Source organism: Arcobacter vandammei, from assembly GCF_016106035.1.
In the GTDB taxonomy this organism is placed as follows: domain Bacteria; phylum Campylobacterota; class Campylobacteria; order Campylobacterales; family Arcobacteraceae; genus Aliarcobacter; species Aliarcobacter vandammei.
Window position 1 is genome coordinate 24,663 of the sequence record NZ_JADKPZ010000015.1, and the last position, 19,372, is coordinate 44,034.

Genomic DNA, 19,372 nt, shown 5'->3' on the forward strand with positions numbered 1-19,372 from the left:
CTATATTTTCCCAATCTTCATAAAAATACTCTGCAAGAAGTGGATTATCTTATTTTTAAATACAAATATTAAATCATCTAAAGTTTTTACATCTATTAAATAAGCATGTCCGATAGTATGGTCTCTATCGTATAAATACTCTATTCGTGTATTTATAGCTTCAAGTAATGATTGTAAATTAACACTTTCAATATTTTTACTCAATAAATCAGACTTTGGAGCCATCTCTTCAAATACAAATCTTCGTCTAAGTGCTGTATCAATTGGAGCAATACTTCTATCAGCTGTATTCATAGTACCTATGATATAAAGATTTTTTGGTACTCCAAATTCTTTACCACTATAAGGCAATTTTACTTTTATCTCTTCATCAGCTCCTATTCTTTTTGAGGGTTCAATAAGTGTAATAAGTTCCCCAAATATTTTTGATATATTTCCTCTATTTATTTCATCGATTATTAAAACATAATTTTTTAATTGCTCATCATTATTTTCAATAAATAAAGAATTTAGGAAATCTTTTTTCACATAAGATTTATCCAAATTATAGATTGTTTGTTGACTTAATTTTTTGTTTAATAATCTTTCTACTGGAATCCCAGATTTATCAATGAAAAGCCATTTAACTTTTCTAAATTGTGAATATCTAATTTCATCAATATTTTCTTTATATTCGTAATCACCAACAACTTGACCAATGGCAACTATTTTTAAATTACCTAAAGAAACAAATACTAAATCATCTTTTTTCATCCATTCTTTAAAAGCATACATTGCTTGTAAAGTAAATCTATCTGTATCTAAATTTTGATAAAGAGATTTTGCTTTATCTCTAAAAGATTCCCAACTTTGGGCAGTTATACTACTAAAATCAATTTCATTTCCCCAGCCCATACTTATATATTCATTATCTAAACACCAATCTAATATCTCTAAATCACTTTTTCCACCTAAAGACATTTTAAAAATGTTTCCTCTATCCCAATCAAAATCTAATTTATTAGTTTGAGCTTTAATAATTTTTGCATTTTCACAAAGCTTTTTGAAAATACCTGCTTCAACTTTATAAATTAAATCATCTGTTGGATTCCGTTCATCATCTGGTGAAATAGCTTTTATTCCCTCAACAAACTCTTCATATCCATAACTTTGATGAAATGTTACAAACTCTATTTGTCCTTGTTCTTTATAATATTCAAAAACTTGTTTTAATAATTCTCTATCATTATCTTCTTTTTTTAATGAAATTTTTGTTTTATTTGATTCATAAATATTTTTAGCTTCTGAAATAAGCTTTTCTTCTTTTTCTTTACTAGATAACTTTAAATAATTCTCGCCTAACTCTTTCTCAAAAATAATTTCCAAAGCTTTATTTATAGTATTGTAAGTTTTCCCAGTCCCTGGACTTCCATATAATATTTGATTCAGTGGTAGTTTACTGTTAGTTGACATGTTATATTTTCCTTTTAATTTTTCTGATACTGTTACAAATTCTTCATTATTGTTAAAAAATTCTATTAAATATTTTAATGAATTCGATGCCTCCGTCTTAGTTTTATCTCTATTCCAACTTTGTAAATCATAACTATTTTTTTCAAATAACTCATTAATCTTCATTAGATCAGAACTTGTTAAAGTATATAAGCTTTCTTTTTTAGTTTTAAATTTGACGTCAATTAACTTTTGAGGGATTCCATTCTTTAATCTACTTGTATATTTATTAAAAGTCGATGTTTCTAATTTTTTAATACTTAACAACCATTTTTTAAAAGCATCTTCTATATATTGTTCTGAAAGCCATATATTTTTGATTTCATTTGTATAAAGTAAATTACTAATAATAATGTTAATATTTTTTTTGTTAATCACTTGATAATTATTTAATTCTTTATCAAAATATTCTTTTAATTTTGAGATAAATGTATCTTGAGAATACTCTCTATTCAAAAGTTTTTTAGAAATTAAATTTTTATGGTTTTTTGATAATACTGTTAAATTATTCTCAGGATCTTTTATATATTCTATTGTAGCTTTAATTGAAGGTGGAATCTCTTCCAAACCATTTTTTTTATATTTTAATAAATTTATTATCCAATCATTTTGTCTTACACCTGCTTTAGCAACAACTCTATTGTCATCATAAGGATTAAAATACTCTTTATTTGAAGCATTTAAATCACACATAGATATTATTTGACCAATTAGATTAAAAACTTCTTTAAATTCTTTATTTTCTTCAATAAACTCTAAAAATTTATTATTTTTTGATTTATTATTATCGTAAAATTTGCTCACCTTATCAATTAATATATCTATTTGATTATTACTTATTTTATAATCATCAAATTTTTTAAATGCATCTTCTAATTTCTGGAAATAATATTCTTGACTATTTACTATTAAACCTAATTTCTCATTCATTGACAACTATCCTTTAATTTTTTTCTTTTTAAACCCACAAAATCTCTTTCCCAACAACACTCATACCAATATCACTTAAAACCTCTTCATAAAAATTCAACTGTTTTTGATATTTTTCTTCTTTTTCTTGAGATTTAATTCCTGTTTTAAAATCTATTATTATCCACCCTGCTTTACTTTCATCAAAATAAACTAAATCAATAAAACCCTTTTTATCTTGATAGTTAAACTCTAACTCAAATCTATGTTCAACACTAGATTTTAATAGCTTGTAAACATCACTACTTTTAAAGTTTTCTATTGAATTTTTGATTTTTAATTGTTCATTTTCTTCAATTATTTCAAATTTATTAAGTATAAGTTCAATATCTATTTCATCAAATTTATTCCAATAAAGTTCAAATATTTTATGGGTGATAGTTCCAAGTTTTGTAGCAAGATTATCTTCATTTATTGAAGAACTTGTAGCACTTATTGGTTTTATATACTCTTCAAATTTTAGTTCTTTTAAAACTACTTCTTTGTTTTCTAAAACTTTAGTCTCTTTTGATATTTCTATATTTTCAAGATTTGTGATACAACCCTCAAAATCTTTGTTAAATAAATCTTCTGAATTTATGCCTAAACCATTTACAATCATTCCAAGATATGAACTATCACTTATATTTGAATTTTTCATATTTGCTGAAATTATCACATCATGTTCAGCTCTTGTAAGTGCCACATATAAAAGTCTTTTTTTCTCTGCTAAATGTTTTAATTTATCTATTTGTTTTAAAAGTCTAAAACTAAGTGGTTCATAATCATCTACTTTAAAACCTGTTATTAGTTTCTTTTCATTGTTTGAAACTAAAGTAAAACTATTATGTTTGATACTATCACTTTGTATTTGAGAATATACATTTTTATCACTATTTGCCAAAATTACCATAGGATAAGCTAAACCTTTTGTACTATGAATTGTACAAAGTTGAATACTTTCTAAATTATCAGATTTAAAAAATACTTCATCTTCTCCAGCTTCACTAAAGTAAATATTCTTTTCGCACTGTTTTAAAAACATATATGTATCATTTCCATTTGAGTTTTCGTAATCTAAAACTTTAAATAAAAACTTATCTAAGTTAGCTTTTTTTTGCTCACTATCGCTAAAATAATTTTGTAACTCTTTGAAAGAGTATTTCTGATATACATACAATACAAAATCACTTAATATTCTAGTATCAAACTCATTTTTTAAACTATTCAATTCTTCAATTTCTAAATCTTTTGAGATAATTTGATATATCTCATCATCACTGTATCTTAAAATATTTGTTCTAAGTGCTGCTGCTTTATAATATTTATCTTTTGGATTTTGCAGGTGTATCAAAAGATTAAATATATCATTTACCTCTTTTGTATGATAGAAGTTTTCACTAGCACTTACTTTACATTCAATATTATGTTCTGATAAATAAGATTTTAATTCAAGCATTTTTGTTTTAGAATCAAATACAACAGCAATTGCCTTTTGTTGCTTTTCTATTAATTCTCTTATATGTTTATACTCTTCTAGTTTTCCATATTTAATATTTGCAATGAATTTTGCTATTTGTTCAAATTCATTTGTATCATTTTCACTATCTTCAACATTTGAATTTATTAAAAATTTAAATGAACCCTTATTAGCTTTTTCTTCTTTTGATACTTTTAGAGCTTGTGGTGTTGCTTCATAGTTTTGTTTTATAAGAGTAATTTCATCATTTGTTTTTAAAAGCTTTTCAAAAATCTTATTTACATTATCTAAAACTACACCATCACTTCTAAAGTTTACATCCATAGGTTCAACACTAGATATATAATTTTTATCAGTAATTGCATCATTAAAAACTTCTATTTCAGCACCTTGAAAAGAGTAAATTGATTGTTTACTATCACCAACAACAAACAAATTTGAATCTTTATTTAAAGCATTTTTTATAATCTCATATTGAGTTGAGTTTGTATCTTGAAACTCATCAACCATCATATATTTTATATCCATATTTACATATTTAATAATCTCATGAGCTTTTGAAATAATCTCATCAAAATCTAGTTTTCCCAACTCTTTTAACTTAGAATCATATAAACTTTTTGTTTCTATCATCAAAGATTTTAAAAGCTCTATTTTTTTATAAAAAAGTGCCTCTTTTTCTTTATTTATTGGTTGATAAATAGAGTAAAAACTATCAAATGATTTTATATTTTCTACATTATCTTTTATATCTTTCATTTGTGTAAATGGACGTCTATTAAATTGTATTAATACATCAAATTGGGCTGATAATTCACCCCATGAAAAGGCATTAAAATTAAAATAGTTTTCTATATATTTTGCTAAAAAATCTTTATATTTTGGTTCTAATTTATCTTCATCAAATCTATTACATAATATTTCATAATCTTCTTTTACATCTGGCAATTTATACAAATCCAAAAGTAAAAACTTCAAACTTCTTTCATCTAAAGAATTTTCATCAAAACTATCAAACTCTTTTCTAAAAGTTGATGATGTAGCATATTTTTTAAAAATAGTATCTATAAAAAATAGATTTAGATATTTTGAGATCTCTTTAATAATCTCTTTATTTTTAGGATTATTTAGAGTTTGAAAAATCGAATCATTTATAAGTTTATCTTTTTCATCATCTTTTATAATATCAACTTGTGAGTCAAACTTTGCAATATCAGCATTTGTTTTTAATATATCCAAACAAAATGAGTGAATTGTAGAAATCTTTGCATCACTACTTTGAACTAAAGCTTGTTGCAAAGTATTAATCACATAATTTTTTTGCTCAAGATTTAAAATTTTAAAAGCTTCTAAAATAGAGCTTTTATCTGCATCTTTATCATCTAAACTATCAACTGAAAGAATTTTTGAGATAAGTCCAAATATTCTCTCTTTCATTTCAAGTGCAGCAGCTTCAGTATATGTAATAGTTACTATTTGTTTTGTGGTAGCTTGTTTTAGATTTTCAAAATAAATATCTTCAAATCCCTTTTCTCTAAAGAAATCAAATCCTAAAATAGCATTTATATATCTTCTACTTAAAGTATATGTTTTTCCACTTCCCGCACCTGCATTTATGGCAAATGATTTTTGTATTGTGAATTTATTTAGCATTATTTAAATCCTTAATTAAAAGATTTATCATTTCTTTTTGGTGATCTAAAATTTCATCTTTCCACCATTTATTAGATTTTTTCATTTTTTCCATCATTAACATTTGTTTTGGACTGTCATAACCACTTTTGTAGTAATGATCTGATTTTGCTTCAGGTTGATAATTACTTAATTTAGAATTTTTACTTGCACTTATCAAACATAAATTTCCAAAACTATTAAGAGTTATATTATCTAGTTCATCTTGTCCATCACGTGGGTTTTGAGGATAAAAATGTTCAACAGAGCTTCTAAATGTAAAATGGAAATCTTTATATTTTAGATTATCTTTATCCCATAACAAATAATCTAAATAATTAAAAATAAAATTTTCTACATTAGTGCCTTGATTTAGTAATTCTAAATTAATATCCGTATTGATTTTAAGATTATCATTAAAAATTATGTCTTTATAATTATTAGAAATATGAGCTAAATAATTATTTTTCAAAAATAATTCAGCTTGTTTTTCTAAATATATTATATATTTATTTGCATTGATATTATTTTCATCTTGTCTATATAAATGATTTAATGCTCCCGTAAGCCAGTGTTTATATATTTGGGATGGATTGGATACATGAAACATAGATAGAAGTTTAATAAGCTTTTTATTTTGATTATCATTTTGTTCATCTCCAAAACTATTGTTATATTGAGCAGATGAAGTTCCTTTTAATAATTTTTTTAGACTCCATTCTCCATCTTCTTTTCTACCATCACTATAATCTCTTTTTAAAATGTAATTATCAAATAAATATTTTGCCTTTAATAAGTTAAATCCAAAAGTTTGTACAAAATCTTTTTCTTCTAAATAAGGTTTAAATGTCTCAATCAATCTTTTATCATCAAGTGGAATGTCATCATCTTTTTTTTGAATTCTCAATACATGAAGCAAAAAATTTTGGAAATTTACTGGTGAGGTAAATCTTTCAGATGTTTTATTATCCTCATTTTTATTTTTATTATCCTCATATTCTTTTTTATTGATAATTTCTTGAAGTGATATACCATTGTTGCTGATAGTTCCCTCTTCTTTTAAAATTTCTAGTACATTATCAAAATTTATTTTGTTAAACTTATCCCAATTATCTCCAAAAAGACTTACTCTTTCACTTGTATTAAATCCATACTGTACGTATCTGCTCATATCAGAACAAGCGTCCCATATTTTTGAAAAAACTTTTCTTTCTCTAATTTCTTCTTCTTTAAATACAGCTAACATATAAGATTTTAAAACTTCATGCTTCTCAAGTTGTTCACCTCTATTATTCATAATTTCAAAATAATGATTTAAATCAGTATCTTCAGGTACGCTGACTCTAAGAATTTCTACATGATTCCATAAATAATCTTTAAATATTTCTCTATTTTCTTGGTTTTTAAGTTTTTTTGATTTTTTGATTATGTCATAAGCATTTTTCATTGTAGGATTTAAATCATCAGAGAATCCTTTGTCTGAATATATGGCTTCCAATGTTTTTGTTGAAGTTTCTCTGCTTTCAAATCTCAAAAGAGCATTAAATTCAATTTGCATTTTGAAAATATTATTTAAAACACTAAGCAAAATAGACAATGTTGTAAGTCTTTGTTGTCCATCTATTGTTTCATATACAATTTTTCCATTTTTTATTCTTTCATATACTACTAATGTTCCTATATAGTAAGTTTTTTTTACATGATTGTTTTTATTCATTTCTGCATAATCAGCAATATCTTCTACAAGTTGCACCACCTGGGCTTCTTGCCATGCGTAGTTTCTTTGATATATGGGTATTAAGTATTCATCATTTGAATTGAAAAGTTCTTTTATCTTAAAAGATTTTATTTTATTTTTATCAGTCGTCATTAGTACTCCAATATTTTTGTTTTGATTTTTTCATTAATATTTTCAAATCTAATATCTGATTTATTAATTTTTGAGATATGCATATTCACAACATCTTTATAAGAATTTGCTTCTCTAATTATTTTAAATAAATTTGTTTCTAATGCATAATTATCAATGGTTTCTAAATAGACTGCTTGCATTTCTAATCTTTTCTTATATGCCCATATAAATATCTTTTCGACTACTTTTTCAACCTCTTGCATACCAAATTTATCTATATAAAAAATTAAAGCACAATCAAAAAGCATCCTGATATATTTATCACCTGTTCTGTATCTTCCCTCATACTCATTTAACATCTTAATGATCTCATTTTCTTTCAAAAATTTGTCATATTTAACTTCATAATAACTAATCATCTCAAAAAATCTTTTTCCATTTAAAATGGGTAAATCAAGCTGAAATGGATAATCCATAGAGTTAAAATCAACTAATCTGTCACTACTTTTATTATAGTTATCTACAAATACATTTGCCATTTGATAAACTTTTGAATAAGGATCAAGTGATTTAGTTTTTGAATTTATAGAAATACCTTTAAACAAATCTACTTCATTTTTTGTAAAATACCTTGCACTATTACCTTTAGACCAATTTCTTATTCTAAAAAGTCTATTAGTAAACAAATCTGATAGTTTTGATTGATCCATATTTTCCCAAACTTTTACAACCTGAGCTTTTTCTTCTTCACTACAATCAAACATCTCTCGTAAATGAAATGCTTTTAATAAATCATGAGGTTCTAAATCTCTTCCTCTAGCATTTTGTGAATCAAAAAATTGAAATGCCTCAGATATATCACTTAAAGTAACCACAACAACTTCACACTTTTCAAGTATAAAATTAATTATATGTGTGTCAAAGTCCTTAACTCTTCGAGTAATTTCTTGATAATTTTGCTTTATATTGTGTTGAGATAATAAATTTGTAAATTCAAACTTACTCTCAATATCTAAAGAACTGCTTTTATGTTTTTCTAAATACTTTTTAGCTTTAAATGAATTTTTAATAGATAAAATTATCAAAAAAAGTGTAATAGTTCTTTGTTGCCCATCTACAATATTTAATATTTCTCTATTATCTTTATTTTCCTTATGTAAAACAATTGTTCCAAATCGATATGATTTATTGTCTTTAAAAAGAAAAATATCATCTATTAACTGATTAACATTTTTAATCGTCCATTTATAAGGTCTTTGATACTCTGGTATATTTAAATTTGTAATTTTTATTAATTCTTGTACTTTTACAATATTTACTCTTTCCACTTGTTCACTCATCTATCTTCCCTTTATTCAACAAACTCTTATTACACATAAACCCTATTTCACAATAACCACAATATGTATCATCACTACTATCAAATCTAAAATCACCATTTTCTATTTTTTCTTTGATTGCAAAAATATTTGATTTTAAATCATTTTTATAATTTTCATCATACCAAACACCTGTATCTTTACCTCTATTTTGAGGAATAAGCTCGTTATTAGTGGTAACTCTTGCAAATTTTGTGTAATCATTGTCTGTTTTAAATGTTAGTAAATATGAATCAACATCTTTTTTATATTCTTGCGTTGAGTATAAAGTATAAAGTCCAAGTTGGAAATCTTTGAAATTCATAATCTCTTCAAGTTTATCTTGCAGAACTCCATTTGCTTTTTTTGATTTATAATCTACAATATTTACTTGATTTTCTAAATTATCAAATCTATCTATGTAACCTTTTATAAAATAGTTTTTATCATTTTCATCTGTTAATTTATATGGTTTTAATTCATCATCTAAAGCAAACTCTTTCTCAAATTCACTATTTATAAAATAGTTTAGCTCCTCTTTCTTCTCTTGATAATAATTTATGAATTTGATTAATAATCCATCACTTTTATCATCTTTTAAACCTCTTGCAAGTGTATATTTATAAAGTAAATGTAAGATATTTTCTTCTTTTATCTCATTATCTGGATTATTTATAAATAATTGATACTCTTCATCTAAAACATCAAACATAATAGATTTAAAAGCTTCTATTCCTAAAATTTTATTGCCTTGAACTTTTTTTGCAAAAGCTTCAAAACATGAGTGCATCAAAGTTCCCATTTGTGCAACATCAAATCCATCTTCATCTTCTCTTGGAGTTCTTATTCTTAATTTATTTATATATAAATATTTTAATGGACATTTTGCATAAGAACCTAATTGTGAAGCTGATAAATGATTTGCTTTTACTCCTGACACTTCCAAACCATCATATTTTGTGAACTCTTGCAAAGTTATAGAATCAAGAAAATCTTCTTTTTTAATTTTCTCTTTTTTTGCTTTGATATTTGAAATATCTACTAAATTTTCTATGTTTTTATCAATAATAATTGAAGCTGTTAGCTCTCTTTTATCTTTATATTTAGGATATAAAATATATAAGTTCTTAGTTAATTTTTTCAACTCTTTATATTGAAAAAGTGAACTTTCATAATAACTATTCTCACAAAAATAATCTTGAGCTATTTGGCTTGTAAATAAAAAATTATCACTTCTTTTTGGTGGAAAATGATTTATATCAGTTCCTATAAAAATAATATGCTCAAACTGTTTATTGAGTCCTATTAACTGATTTGCTTCTGTTAGCTCTATTCCAATTTTATCTTCAAGAATATATGTTTCATTTGCAAGTTTCTCTTTTATTTTTTGCAAATCAATATTTAAACCAAATTTCTTACAACTTTCATCATAAAACTTCAACTCTTTTTCTATTTCATCAAATGCCATTTTAACTTGTAAATTAGATGATTTTTTACCACTAAAAAGTTTTAAAGAAATACCTTTTGAATCAAATCCCTTTAACTCATATTTTGGAAGATATAATCTAAATATTGGTGCATATTCATTTATATCAGTAGTAACTATACATATATCATTTGATTTTAGATTTTCATCATCTTCAAGAAGTTTACGAGATAGTTTTAAAGCACATTCTACTTCTTCATTTATATCAAAAGGTTGTTTGTTTAGTTTATATAATTTTGCAGATATATTTGTATTTATAGTTTGTTCTAAAGGTATTGATATTTCTCTAAATAGATTAATTAACTCTAACTCTAAATTTGACTTATATAATTTAATATTTTCTATTTCAAAACTATCTATATATATTTTTTCATATTTAGTAAAATCATTTTTATCAAAATTATCAATAATTAATTGAAAAATATCATTCATATCTACTAGATTGTTTTTATATTTAAACTCTTTATATTTAATATTTAATATCTCAATAGCTTTTAATTTTTCATCTTTTAGAATTTTAGATAATTCAACTTTTGAAGCATTTATTTTTAAAATAAAATCGTAAATTAAATCTAAAGTATCACTATTTTGAGATATAAAATCCAAATACTCTATATTTTCATCTTTTATGATTTTATAAAGAAATGCCGTAGCAATAAAAGGTTTTATCAATGTTTTAAAACTATTTTTTTCAAAAAATTCATTTACAAATGATGATAAGGTAATTACCTTATCAAATGGATTTTTTAAAGATTTTTTTAATTCTCTTACTTTTTGATTTGAGTATGTAATTATTAGATTTTGTTTTAAATTCATTTATATATTTCCCACGATTTTATCAAGTGTATATTTCATGTCCTCATCCAATTGCATATTAGCCTTAAACCAATTTATATATTCAATATCTTCATTACAAATATCTTCAATATTTCTACCTTTATATTTTCCAAATTTAAATTTTTTAATAAATACAGGAGTTTTTGTTAAATCTGTTAATGTTTGCATAGGATGTGTTTGTGTATATTGCTCTTTTGCTAGAGTTACTAATTTTGAAAGAAGTAGTTTCATAACTAACACATCACCAATTGCATCATGGGCTTTAATAGTAATATTATGTTTATTTGCTTCTTCTAACTCATTTTTATATAGTTCAAGTGAATATCTTAAATATTGTAATCGATGATAAGGTGAATCTTCTAAAAGATGTCTAGCACATCTTAGAGTATCAATCAAAGTAAAATTGTTTTTAAATCCCTCTTTTTGTAACATTCCTAAGTCAAAAGGTAAATTATGAGCAATTAAAAAGTTTTCACTACTATTTAGTTCATTTAATCTTCTATAAAATTTTGAATCAATAAATTTTGGTTTATTTTCTAATAAATCAGGAGTAATATTATGTACTTCCATAGCTTCAAGTTTTATAGGAATTTCACAAGAACATAATTCATCATATACTTCAATTGGCTCTTTTATATCAATTATCATTGAACCTATTTGAATAATTCTATCTTCTTCGCTTGCGCCAGTTGTTTCTGTATCAAAAAGTACATATTTTGCCATTAAAAATCCCCTAGTTTTTTGTGTTTATTATTATATTATATTATAGTTACATTACAAATAATGTCTAGTTATGGGTAAAATAAAGAAATAAAAATAATTGTGTTATATCTATACAAAATTTAAACAAATAACTTATTTTAAATACTCTTCAATATCTTTTGCAATCTCATCAATAGCCAAACTGGCTTTTTTATACAAAACTTTTGAGTAAAGTGTATCATTTAAAAATACACTTTTTTCTAAGTTATTTAAGATAGAAAATTTAATTTTTGAAGTTAAAAGTCTATCCGTATTTATAACAGCTCCGCTAGTTCCTATTACAACTAAAACTTCACAATCATAAAATTCATTATACATATTTATATATTTTGGAGCATCTTCAGCAAAAAAGACAATATTTGGTCTTAAAAAGCCACTACATTTTGGGCAAGTTTCATGCTTTTTAAACTGCTCTTCATATCCTATATTTACAATATTATTACAGTTTACACATCTAATTTCTTGTAAAAAACCATGTAAATGAAGTACATCTTTACAGTTTGCTTTTTCAAACATATTATCAACATTTTGAGTAATAACTGCAATATCATCTGGATATTTATTTTTTAATTTTGCTACAACTTCATGAGCATAATTTGGTTTTTTATCTTTTAAATTTACCCTTAACATATCATAAAATTTTATTGTATTATCTTTATTAAAATCCAAACAACCGCTAACACAAATATCTTCTATTTTATGGTTTTCCCAAAGTCCATCTTCATCTCTAAAAGTTGATATTCCACTCTCAGCACTAATTCCTGCACCACTTAAAATTATTACTTTTGCCAATTTTAATCCTTTTTCTTTATCTCGTTGAAATCTATTTCGCCTAAATCTATTATATTTGGTTCTAAAAACTCTAAATCTTTAAAATAATCATCTATTTTTTTCTTATTTTTATCTGATATTTTTTTAACTTTAGTTTTTATTTTTGGTAATTTTTTATCTATTTTTCTATTTTTATTAAAAAATTTATCAATCTCTTTTTTATATGGATATTTTTTATAAATCAAAGCTTCAAACTCAAAATAACCATCATCTAAGATATGAACTATAATATAACCTTTATTTGTATTAAAGATATTTATTCCTGTGGACTCTTCTTTAAAAGGTTTTTTAGATTTTAAATACACTGTTGCACAATCTTTTTGTCCACAGTTACATTTTGAGTGTAAAAATAGTCTATTTTGAATAATTTCATCTTTAAAAACATATCCAGCTTTAGACATAAATCTTTTTAGAAATTCAAGAAATATTGGAGTTTTATTTAATATATACAAATCTTATCCTTCTTATTTATTAAAATAATTATAATAAACTAATAGATGCACTCTGGCATCTCTTTTTTTCTTAAATTTGTGTACTCTTTTACTAAATTATTTTTGCCTAATATTCGAGCTTTTTCAATAAAAAAATTTATAGAACAATCTATATCTTTATGTTGTTCAAAAGTTATCCCATTTTTTAATAAAGTTCTCTTATTTTCTAATAAGCTATCTACTCTAATTTTTTCATTTTCTAAATATTTATTGTAATATGATAATCTCTCGTTAATATATTCATTTACACTTTCATCTTTTATTTTTATATTTTCACTTTTTAATAAAATATATGTATTTTCGTTATTAAGTCCAAGAGCTTTATCGTTTCCCATATATGGTGCAATAAAAAAATATGCAATTATAAAAGATAGAATTGATGCAAAGATAAAATATGCAATATAATATTTAAAAATACTTTTAACTGTTTCAATCATTTTATTTCTCCATTTTTTATCATTCTTCTTGTCCAATCTTCATAACTCTCTTTTAGTTTAGGACTTTTAAACATATATTTCTCTTCATATGCTTGTGCAAATACTATATTTTTAATCTCTATATCTTTTTTTATAGCCAATAAAGAATATATTAAAAGAGCTAAACCTCCACCAAATATTATTGGGTACATTAATAATTTTAACGCTACACCTATAATTGTTCTTAAAAAATCTATTATCATTTGTAAGCCCTTTTTTTATAATAAATCATCTAAAGTATATCTATCTTTAATATACTTCTTTAAATTTTTTAGTTCAGTTTCTAAATCATTTTTTATAATATTTAAATGATCTTTTAAATTTACTCTTGCTTCATAAGTAGATAAATCTATTTTCTTATGCTCTGAAATATAAAATGATTCTATTTTATTTAGTTCGATTTTTAGATTGTTTATATGTAAAAAACTACACTTTGGTTCAACAAAACCAACACTATATCTATCTCTTACAAAAGCATAATATATTTTTGCACTATAAATATTGTTTACATATGTTTCAAATCCAAAATCACCATGTCCTAAATGTGAAAGATTATGTAAATATTTTTTAACAGATTCATTTAATTGTTCCAAATCTTCATTAAAAAACTTTCTCCATTTATCAATAGGTTCTCCCCAAGATGAACCTTGCAAATAAGGCTCACTAAAATCTAAAGCTAAATAGTGATTTGCAACTAAATTTAAATCACTTATAACATCTTTTAGATTTCTATAAACATCATAAACTTTTTTTGGATTTGGTAAATTTTCTTCTTTTATCAAAGCTTCATCAAAAACTTTTTTTGTAAGAAATAGTATGTCTTTTATCATTTTTTGTCCTTGTAGATTTATTTATAAGAGATTATAAATAAACTACTGGACATATTTGTGTCTAGTTAAATATCTTTTTTTCTTTAAAATATCTCTTTTGCTTTTAATATTGCAAAAATTTCTTGCCCATACTGTCTTGTAGTTTTTTTATCTGTGATATTTATATTATTTTTTTTTAAGTAGTTCATTAAGAGTGGTCTTGCAACTACTTTTATATCATTTTCATCAAATAATTGGATTTGTCCACTATCTCTTAAAATTAATTTATATAATTTATTATCAATTTCAAGTGAAATTTCTTTTTTAATTTCGCCTATATCTTCACCAAATCTAAATTTGTTCACAGATGTATCTAAAGTTTTATTTACAAAATAAGCAAATGCTTTAAATGTATGTCTCATATATTCGTTTATAGGTGATATTTCTGCATTTTGCTCTTGTGTTAAAATAGATTGAATAATTCTCACTACAGTATTTTTATCTTCCAAAGAGCTATTCCAATAAATCCAAGTTTTTTTATCTGTTTTTAGATTATCAAATTCATCTTCCAAAATTTTATTATTTAAATCTGGAGTTATAAATATTACAGATAATTTATCTTCAGAAATCTTTTCTTCATTTTCATCATTAATTACTGCTTCATAATATTGTTTTAATTGTTCTGGATTTGCTGCACCAGTTTTTATTTTATTTTCTATTATAATTCTATGTAATTCATTCCAATTGTTATCAAATATTTTAATCTGAACATCAATATCACTTCTTTTCCCATCGTAATAATATTGAACTTCTAAATCTATATCAAATTTTAATTGAGTTGATCCTATTTTTTCTATGTATATAGAATAAATATTATTTTCATTTGATAATTCAAGAAAACTTTTTAAAAATTTATTTCCAACTCCATGATCTTGATTTGGATTTAATAAATAAGCTAACATTGCTGACATGCTTGTTTCATGTAATCTTGATTTTCCCATACTCAATACACTAAATATATTCATATTTTTATTTCCTTTACATTAATACTTATAGAATCTTTTATATCATCAAAAATAATATCATCTGCAATTTGAAACAATAACATTTCAGTAAAAAATGGATAATTTTCTGCTTGTATTTTCATATCTTTAATTTGAATTTCTATATCTTTAAAAATTAATTTATTTAAATTTTTAGTTAATTCACACATTTTTAAATAACATTCTGATTTTTGAAAATAAATATCTCCAAATATATCATCGCCTTTACTATGAACTTTTAAACATTCTATATTTCCAAAATTGATAATTGAATCAACAGGCAGTAAAGTTAATAATTTGTTTCTACCACTTGGTTGAAAGAAGTATTTTTCAGTTTTATTATATTTTTTATTATATTTAAAAATTATCCAGTTTAAAGAGTAAATTACTCTTGAATCATATATTACATATTTACTAAGATCTTTAAAAGAAGCAATTTTCGACCAGCTTGAAATTCTATCAAAACTATAATTTTTCATAGATTCCTTTAATGTATTAAAATCTTTATGAGTTTTAATTCCTCCCCAATCTTTTACAATCCATTCATGGATTTTTTTATCATCTTTTTGATTTAACATTTCATTTAAAATAAATTTCAAAAATATATCTTTATAAAAAGATTCTATCTCTTTAGGGAGATTTTCTTTTAAAGTATCAATTTTTTCAATTATATTGTCATTTAAAAAATCATTTCTTTTATTCTTTAAATATTCTAATATATCTATATTTTTTTCATAAAACTTATTATTTATATATTCAACGATAAATTTTTCTAGTGTTTTCATATTTATTCCTTGTTGTCTTTTATGTTTTATAATATCTCTTCCAAATATCCTTGTACTCTATCTTTTATCTCATCTGCTAAACTTTGTGGCTCTAACACTTTTATATATGGAATATAGTATAAAATAAGTGGGAGTATTTCCATATTATTTGAAATTTTTATCTCTATTTCTATTGAGCCATCTCTATCTTCTCCAATTATACTTTGACCTCTAAGAGGTTTTCTTTCAAAATATTTTCTAATTTGTTTATCTATAAACAATCTTACTCTAAACTGAACATCCAAATTAAACCAAACACTATTTGCATATTTTAATCTCTCTTCAACTATAACAGGTATTTCAAATTTTGAATTAAGAGTTTCTATATTTTTTATAGATTTTAGGTGATATTTTTTGAAAATTTCTTTATCTTTTTGTATATGAAATGCAAGTAAATACCAAAAGCCATCAAAGAATGCAAGTTTTAGTGGTTTTACATGAAAATTATATTTTTCATAATCAAACTTTATCTCCTCTTTTTCTTTAATAGCTTTTTCTATTTTCTCAAACAAAGCAACAGTTTTATCTTCAAGATATTCACCATTTACATTTGTAAATATTGGGTGATCTAGTTGTTGAGTAATTTGAGATAATAGCGAGTGAGCTTTTGAGTAAAATATATTTCCAGCACTCTTTGCCATCTCATCTAAAATACCAAGAATGAGTCTTTCATTTGTATTTAAATCATCAGAGGCAAGTTTTGGATCAATCTTCCAAATTCTTCCCTCTTTTATAGCTCCTAAATCACTTAATACTTCATATAAATCTCTTTGAATTGTTTTTGTACTAACATCTAACTCTTTTGCTAATTCAGCAATTGTAAATCCGTGAACATTGTTTTTCAACATGGAGTAGATTTGATTTATTCTGTTGTATTTTGTATTGTCGTTTTGTTTTTGAATAATTTTTGGCACTATTTTCCTTTGCGTAAAATAGTTTTTATTTTACATAACATTTATTAAATCCTTATATAATTTAGACACTATTTTGTCCTATATTTTAAAATATTCCTAATATAAATTTTAAAAGAGAGCCAAAAACTACTCTGTAACTCATTTTCAATAGAAGCATAAATATCAAAATAGTTATCCAAATAATATTTATAATAGTTTGTAGTACAAAGTATTTGAATATATCTAGCAAAAAAATAACTATCTTTTATTAGCTCTTTCTCTTCTTTTTTTAATTTTGAGTAATCTTTGCAAATAGCTATTATTTCATTTAGTTTTTGGATTTTTTCATTTAACTCATCATTTAAAAAATCTAAAGTATCTATCACCACAGATATATTATCTTGAAATGAAGAATTATTTATATTTTTATCTGGACATATTATTGTCTATTTTAATTAATCTTAGTCTGCAAGTTCATCATCCCACATCTGTTTTACTTCATTATAGTTTTTTAAAGCAATTTCATAACTAATAGACCAAAAAACTGCATCTTTTGAAAGTGGATTACCTAATTCATCTTCATACTTTTTACAAATAGCATTATAAACTTCATCATCTTTTTTACAATCAATAACAATAGTTCCTAAATATGGATAAACCATATATCCAGGACTTACCATATCAAATACCTCTTCAAGTTTTACATTAGGAAAATTATCTTTCATAAAATTTATAAACTCATCTCTAGCTATATTGTTTACATACTTTTTATTTAAATATCCAAATATTCCATTTTCAGCAGAATTTTGTTCGTTTCCAAAAGCATAAATATCATTATAAACAGTATTAAACACCATAAAATAAGTTTCTCTTTTCCTTATAGTTGCTACATATTCAGTTAATGTTTTTAATAATCTTGGCATTTTTTGTTCCTTTTATTTTTTTTAATTGTTAATATTTAACTACTATTACTTCTTTTTCTAAAGTTTTTGCAAAAGTTATTGTATATTTTGTTCTTGTTGAATAACCATTCCAAAAGGCAACTATTAAATCTGATTGTATAACAATTTGTCTATTTCTAAAATGATAAGCTCTTTTGTGCTTTTTAAAATCAGGATAAAATACTAATGTTTCTATATTGTTTTTATTCGCCCATTGAACTCCCATAGTATCAGCACCTTTTGCTCCACCACTTATGATTTTTGTAATAGTATTTTGTTCTTGAATTTTTTTCATAGTAGTATCAAGAAGCTCTTTATTTTTGAAATCACTACTTCCTATTATTGCTACATTTGACATTTTTCTCCTTTGAAAGATTTAAACAATTATATTTATTTATAAAGACATATTTTTGTCTATATTTATCTTTATAATTAAAGAAAAACAGTAAGGCAAGCTATGCAAAAAAGATATTCAATTACATTGAAAAACTTTTTAGAAAACAAGAAATTTAACAATAAATCTTTTTTTATAAATGCAAATGATGAATTGGTACTTGAAAATGATAATAAAAAAGTAGATTTAGGTATATTTTTTAAACTAATTCTTTCAAAGAAATCAAATGATTTAAAAGCAGAGATATCTTTATACTCATGGTCAAATATAAAACAATCTTTAGTTCCTATAGATAAATCAATCTGGAAAGATTTTGAGTTTGGAGCTGGAAAACATATACCAAAGATAGAGAAACATTACAAAAGCATAATTGACAACTTTTTAAATATATTTAAAGAGTTAAAATATTATTGGCATCTAAAAGAACTTATTCATAAAATGGAACACCCTATTTTTAGTTTTCATTATAAACTACTAAACAGTTTTTCAAAACAATCTTTAGAAAATATCTGCTTGAAATATTTTGATAACTATCCTGTTTTAAATATATCACTTCTTAAAACAAAAGCTCAAAAAGATGAGATTTGTTATCTGTTTTTACCACATTATATTAATGGATTTTACATAAATGGAATTGAAGCAAGTGTTGATTTAGATGAAACTGATTATGCAATTATTGAAGATGAAGAAAATAAAATTTCAGTACAAGATTGTTTAAAATTGCTTGATATCAAAATCTAAAGTTTCTGTAATATTTTATTTACAGAAATTTTAATTAATTTTTT

The 19,372-nt window shown here is 23.5% G+C and carries 18 protein-coding genes; 1 reads left to right on the plus strand and 17 read right to left on the minus strand.

The genetic code is table 11. From position 1 onward, the window contains the following. The 17 genes from IQC44_RS11565 to IQC44_RS09135 form a co-directional block, all read right to left on the minus strand. Complete coding sequence (locus tag IQC44_RS11565; RefSeq protein ID WP_228286316.1) at positions 1 to 2,421, minus strand: AAA family ATPase; 2,421 nt, start codon at positions 2,419 to 2,421, stop codon at positions 1 to 3. Positions 2,422 to 2,449: 28 nt separating this feature from the next. Next, a complete protein-coding gene (locus IQC44_RS09060) occupies positions 2,450 to 5,572 on the minus strand; it encodes a UvrD-helicase domain-containing protein (RefSeq protein WP_198306044.1) in 3,123 nt (1,040 codons plus the stop codon). Next, positions 5,562 to 7,460 carry a DUF262 domain-containing protein gene (locus IQC44_RS09065; RefSeq protein WP_198306045.1) on the minus strand — a complete coding sequence of 633 codons (1,899 nt, stop codon included), beginning with the start codon at positions 7,458 to 7,460 and terminating at the stop codon, positions 5,562 to 5,564. Before IQC44_RS09065 ends, IQC44_RS09060 begins: the two co-directional genes overlap by 11 nt. Continuing rightward, a complete protein-coding gene (locus IQC44_RS09070) occupies positions 7,460 to 8,782 on the minus strand; it encodes a DUF262 domain-containing protein (protein WP_198306046.1) in 1,323 nt (440 codons plus the stop codon). The genes IQC44_RS09065 and IQC44_RS09070 overlap by 1 nt, the downstream gene beginning before the upstream one ends. Next, positions 8,775 to 11,102, minus strand: a complete 2,328-nt coding sequence (locus tag IQC44_RS09075) for a PD-(D/E)XK nuclease family protein (protein WP_198306047.1) — start codon at positions 11,100 to 11,102, stop codon at positions 8,775 to 8,777. Before IQC44_RS09075 ends, IQC44_RS09070 begins: the two co-directional genes overlap by 8 nt. Further along, entirely contained in the window at positions 11,103 to 11,846 is a 744-nt protein-coding gene (locus IQC44_RS09080) for a 3'-5' exonuclease (protein WP_198306048.1), read from the minus strand. Between the two features lie 132 nt (positions 11,847 to 11,978). Next, on the minus strand, positions 11,979 to 12,677 hold the full coding sequence (locus IQC44_RS09085; protein ID WP_198306049.1) for an SIR2 family NAD-dependent protein deacylase: 699 nt from the start codon (positions 12,675 to 12,677) through the stop codon (positions 11,979 to 11,981). 2 nt (positions 12,678 to 12,679) lie between these two features. Then, positions 12,680 to 13,168, minus strand: a complete 489-nt coding sequence (locus IQC44_RS09090; protein WP_198306050.1) for a hypothetical protein — start codon at positions 13,166 to 13,168, stop codon at positions 12,680 to 12,682. A 38-nt stretch (positions 13,169 to 13,206) separates the two neighbouring features. Next, on the minus strand, positions 13,207 to 13,644 hold the full coding sequence (locus IQC44_RS09095; RefSeq protein WP_198306051.1) for a hypothetical protein: 438 nt from the start codon (positions 13,642 to 13,644) through the stop codon (positions 13,207 to 13,209). After that, complete coding sequence (locus IQC44_RS09100) at positions 13,641 to 13,886, minus strand: hypothetical protein (RefSeq protein ID WP_105915056.1); 246 nt, start codon at positions 13,884 to 13,886, stop codon at positions 13,641 to 13,643. Before IQC44_RS09100 ends, IQC44_RS09095 begins: the two co-directional genes overlap by 4 nt. Before the next feature lie 15 nt (positions 13,887 to 13,901). Next, the gene (locus tag IQC44_RS09105) at positions 13,902 to 14,513 is read right to left on the minus strand and encodes a hypothetical protein (protein ID WP_198306052.1); all 612 of its coding nucleotides are present in this window, start codon (positions 14,511 to 14,513) and stop codon (positions 13,902 to 13,904) included. Between the two features lie 83 nt (positions 14,514 to 14,596). Then, a complete protein-coding gene (locus IQC44_RS09110; protein WP_198306053.1) occupies positions 14,597 to 15,517 on the minus strand; it encodes a PD-(D/E)XK nuclease family protein in 921 nt (306 codons plus the stop codon). Next, complete coding sequence (locus IQC44_RS09115) at positions 15,514 to 16,320, minus strand: hypothetical protein (protein WP_198306054.1); 807 nt, start codon at positions 16,318 to 16,320, stop codon at positions 15,514 to 15,516. Before IQC44_RS09115 ends, IQC44_RS09110 begins: the two co-directional genes overlap by 4 nt. A gap of 26 nt (positions 16,321 to 16,346) precedes the next feature. Next, the gene (locus IQC44_RS09120) at positions 16,347 to 17,273 is read right to left on the minus strand and encodes a WCX domain-containing protein (protein WP_198306055.1); all 927 of its coding nucleotides are present in this window, start codon (positions 17,271 to 17,273) and stop codon (positions 16,347 to 16,349) included. A gap of 68 nt (positions 17,274 to 17,341) precedes the next feature. Further along, complete coding sequence (locus tag IQC44_RS09125) at positions 17,342 to 17,638, minus strand: hypothetical protein (protein WP_198306056.1); 297 nt, start codon at positions 17,636 to 17,638, stop codon at positions 17,342 to 17,344. A gap of 75 nt (positions 17,639 to 17,713) precedes the next feature. Continuing rightward, the gene (locus IQC44_RS09130) at positions 17,714 to 18,175 is read right to left on the minus strand and encodes a hypothetical protein (protein WP_198306057.1); all 462 of its coding nucleotides are present in this window, start codon (positions 18,173 to 18,175) and stop codon (positions 17,714 to 17,716) included. A 28-nt stretch (positions 18,176 to 18,203) separates the two neighbouring features. Then, positions 18,204 to 18,551 (minus strand): SLOG family protein, encoded by a 348-nt coding sequence (locus IQC44_RS09135; RefSeq protein WP_198306058.1) that lies wholly within the window; start codon positions 18,549 to 18,551, stop codon positions 18,204 to 18,206. A 99-nt stretch (positions 18,552 to 18,650) separates the two neighbouring features. Here IQC44_RS09135 and IQC44_RS09140 point away from each other — a divergent pair, with 99 nt between their 5' ends. Continuing rightward, entirely contained in the window at positions 18,651 to 19,328 is a 678-nt protein-coding gene (locus IQC44_RS09140; protein ID WP_198306059.1) for a hypothetical protein, read from the plus strand. The last annotated feature ends 44 nt before the right edge of the window (positions 19,329 to 19,372 follow it).

Coding starts and splice junctions, on each gene's coding strand:
- IQC44_RS09060 (WP_198306044.1), bottom strand. CDS start 5,572: ATGCTAAATAAATTCACAATACAAAAATCATTTGCCATAAATGCAGGT.
- IQC44_RS09105 (WP_198306052.1), bottom strand. CDS start 14,513: ATGATAAAAGACATACTATTTCTTACAAAAAAAGTTTTTGATGAAGCT.
- IQC44_RS09130 (WP_198306057.1), bottom strand. CDS start 18,175: ATGCCAAGATTATTAAAAACATTAACTGAATATGTAGCAACTATAAGG.
- IQC44_RS09110 (WP_198306053.1), bottom strand. CDS start 15,517: ATGAATATATTTAGTGTATTGAGTATGGGAAAATCAAGATTACATGAA.
- IQC44_RS09065 (WP_198306045.1), bottom strand. CDS start 7,460: ATGACGACTGATAAAAATAAAATAAAATCTTTTAAGATAAAAGAACTT.
- IQC44_RS09100 (WP_105915056.1), bottom strand. CDS start 13,886: ATGATAATAGATTTTTTAAGAACAATTATAGGTGTAGCGTTAAAATTA.
- IQC44_RS09095 (WP_198306051.1), bottom strand. CDS start 13,644: ATGATTGAAACAGTTAAAAGTATTTTTAAATATTATATTGCATATTTT.
- IQC44_RS09140 (WP_198306059.1), top strand. CDS start 18,651: ATGCAAAAAAGATATTCAATTACATTGAAAAACTTTTTAGAAAACAAG.
- IQC44_RS09135 (WP_198306058.1), bottom strand. CDS start 18,551: ATGTCAAATGTAGCAATAATAGGAAGTAGTGATTTCAAAAATAAAGAG.
- IQC44_RS11565 (WP_228286316.1), bottom strand. CDS start 2,421: ATGAATGAGAAATTAGGTTTAATAGTAAATAGTCAAGAATATTATTTC.
- IQC44_RS09115 (WP_198306054.1), bottom strand. CDS start 16,320: ATGAAAACACTAGAAAAATTTATCGTTGAATATATAAATAATAAGTTT.
- IQC44_RS09080 (WP_198306048.1), bottom strand. CDS start 11,846: ATGGCAAAATATGTACTTTTTGATACAGAAACAACTGGCGCAAGCGAA.
- IQC44_RS09075 (WP_198306047.1), bottom strand. CDS start 11,102: ATGAATTTAAAACAAAATCTAATAATTACATACTCAAATCAAAAAGTA.
- IQC44_RS09070 (WP_198306046.1), bottom strand. CDS start 8,782: ATGAGTGAACAAGTGGAAAGAGTAAATATTGTAAAAGTACAAGAATTA.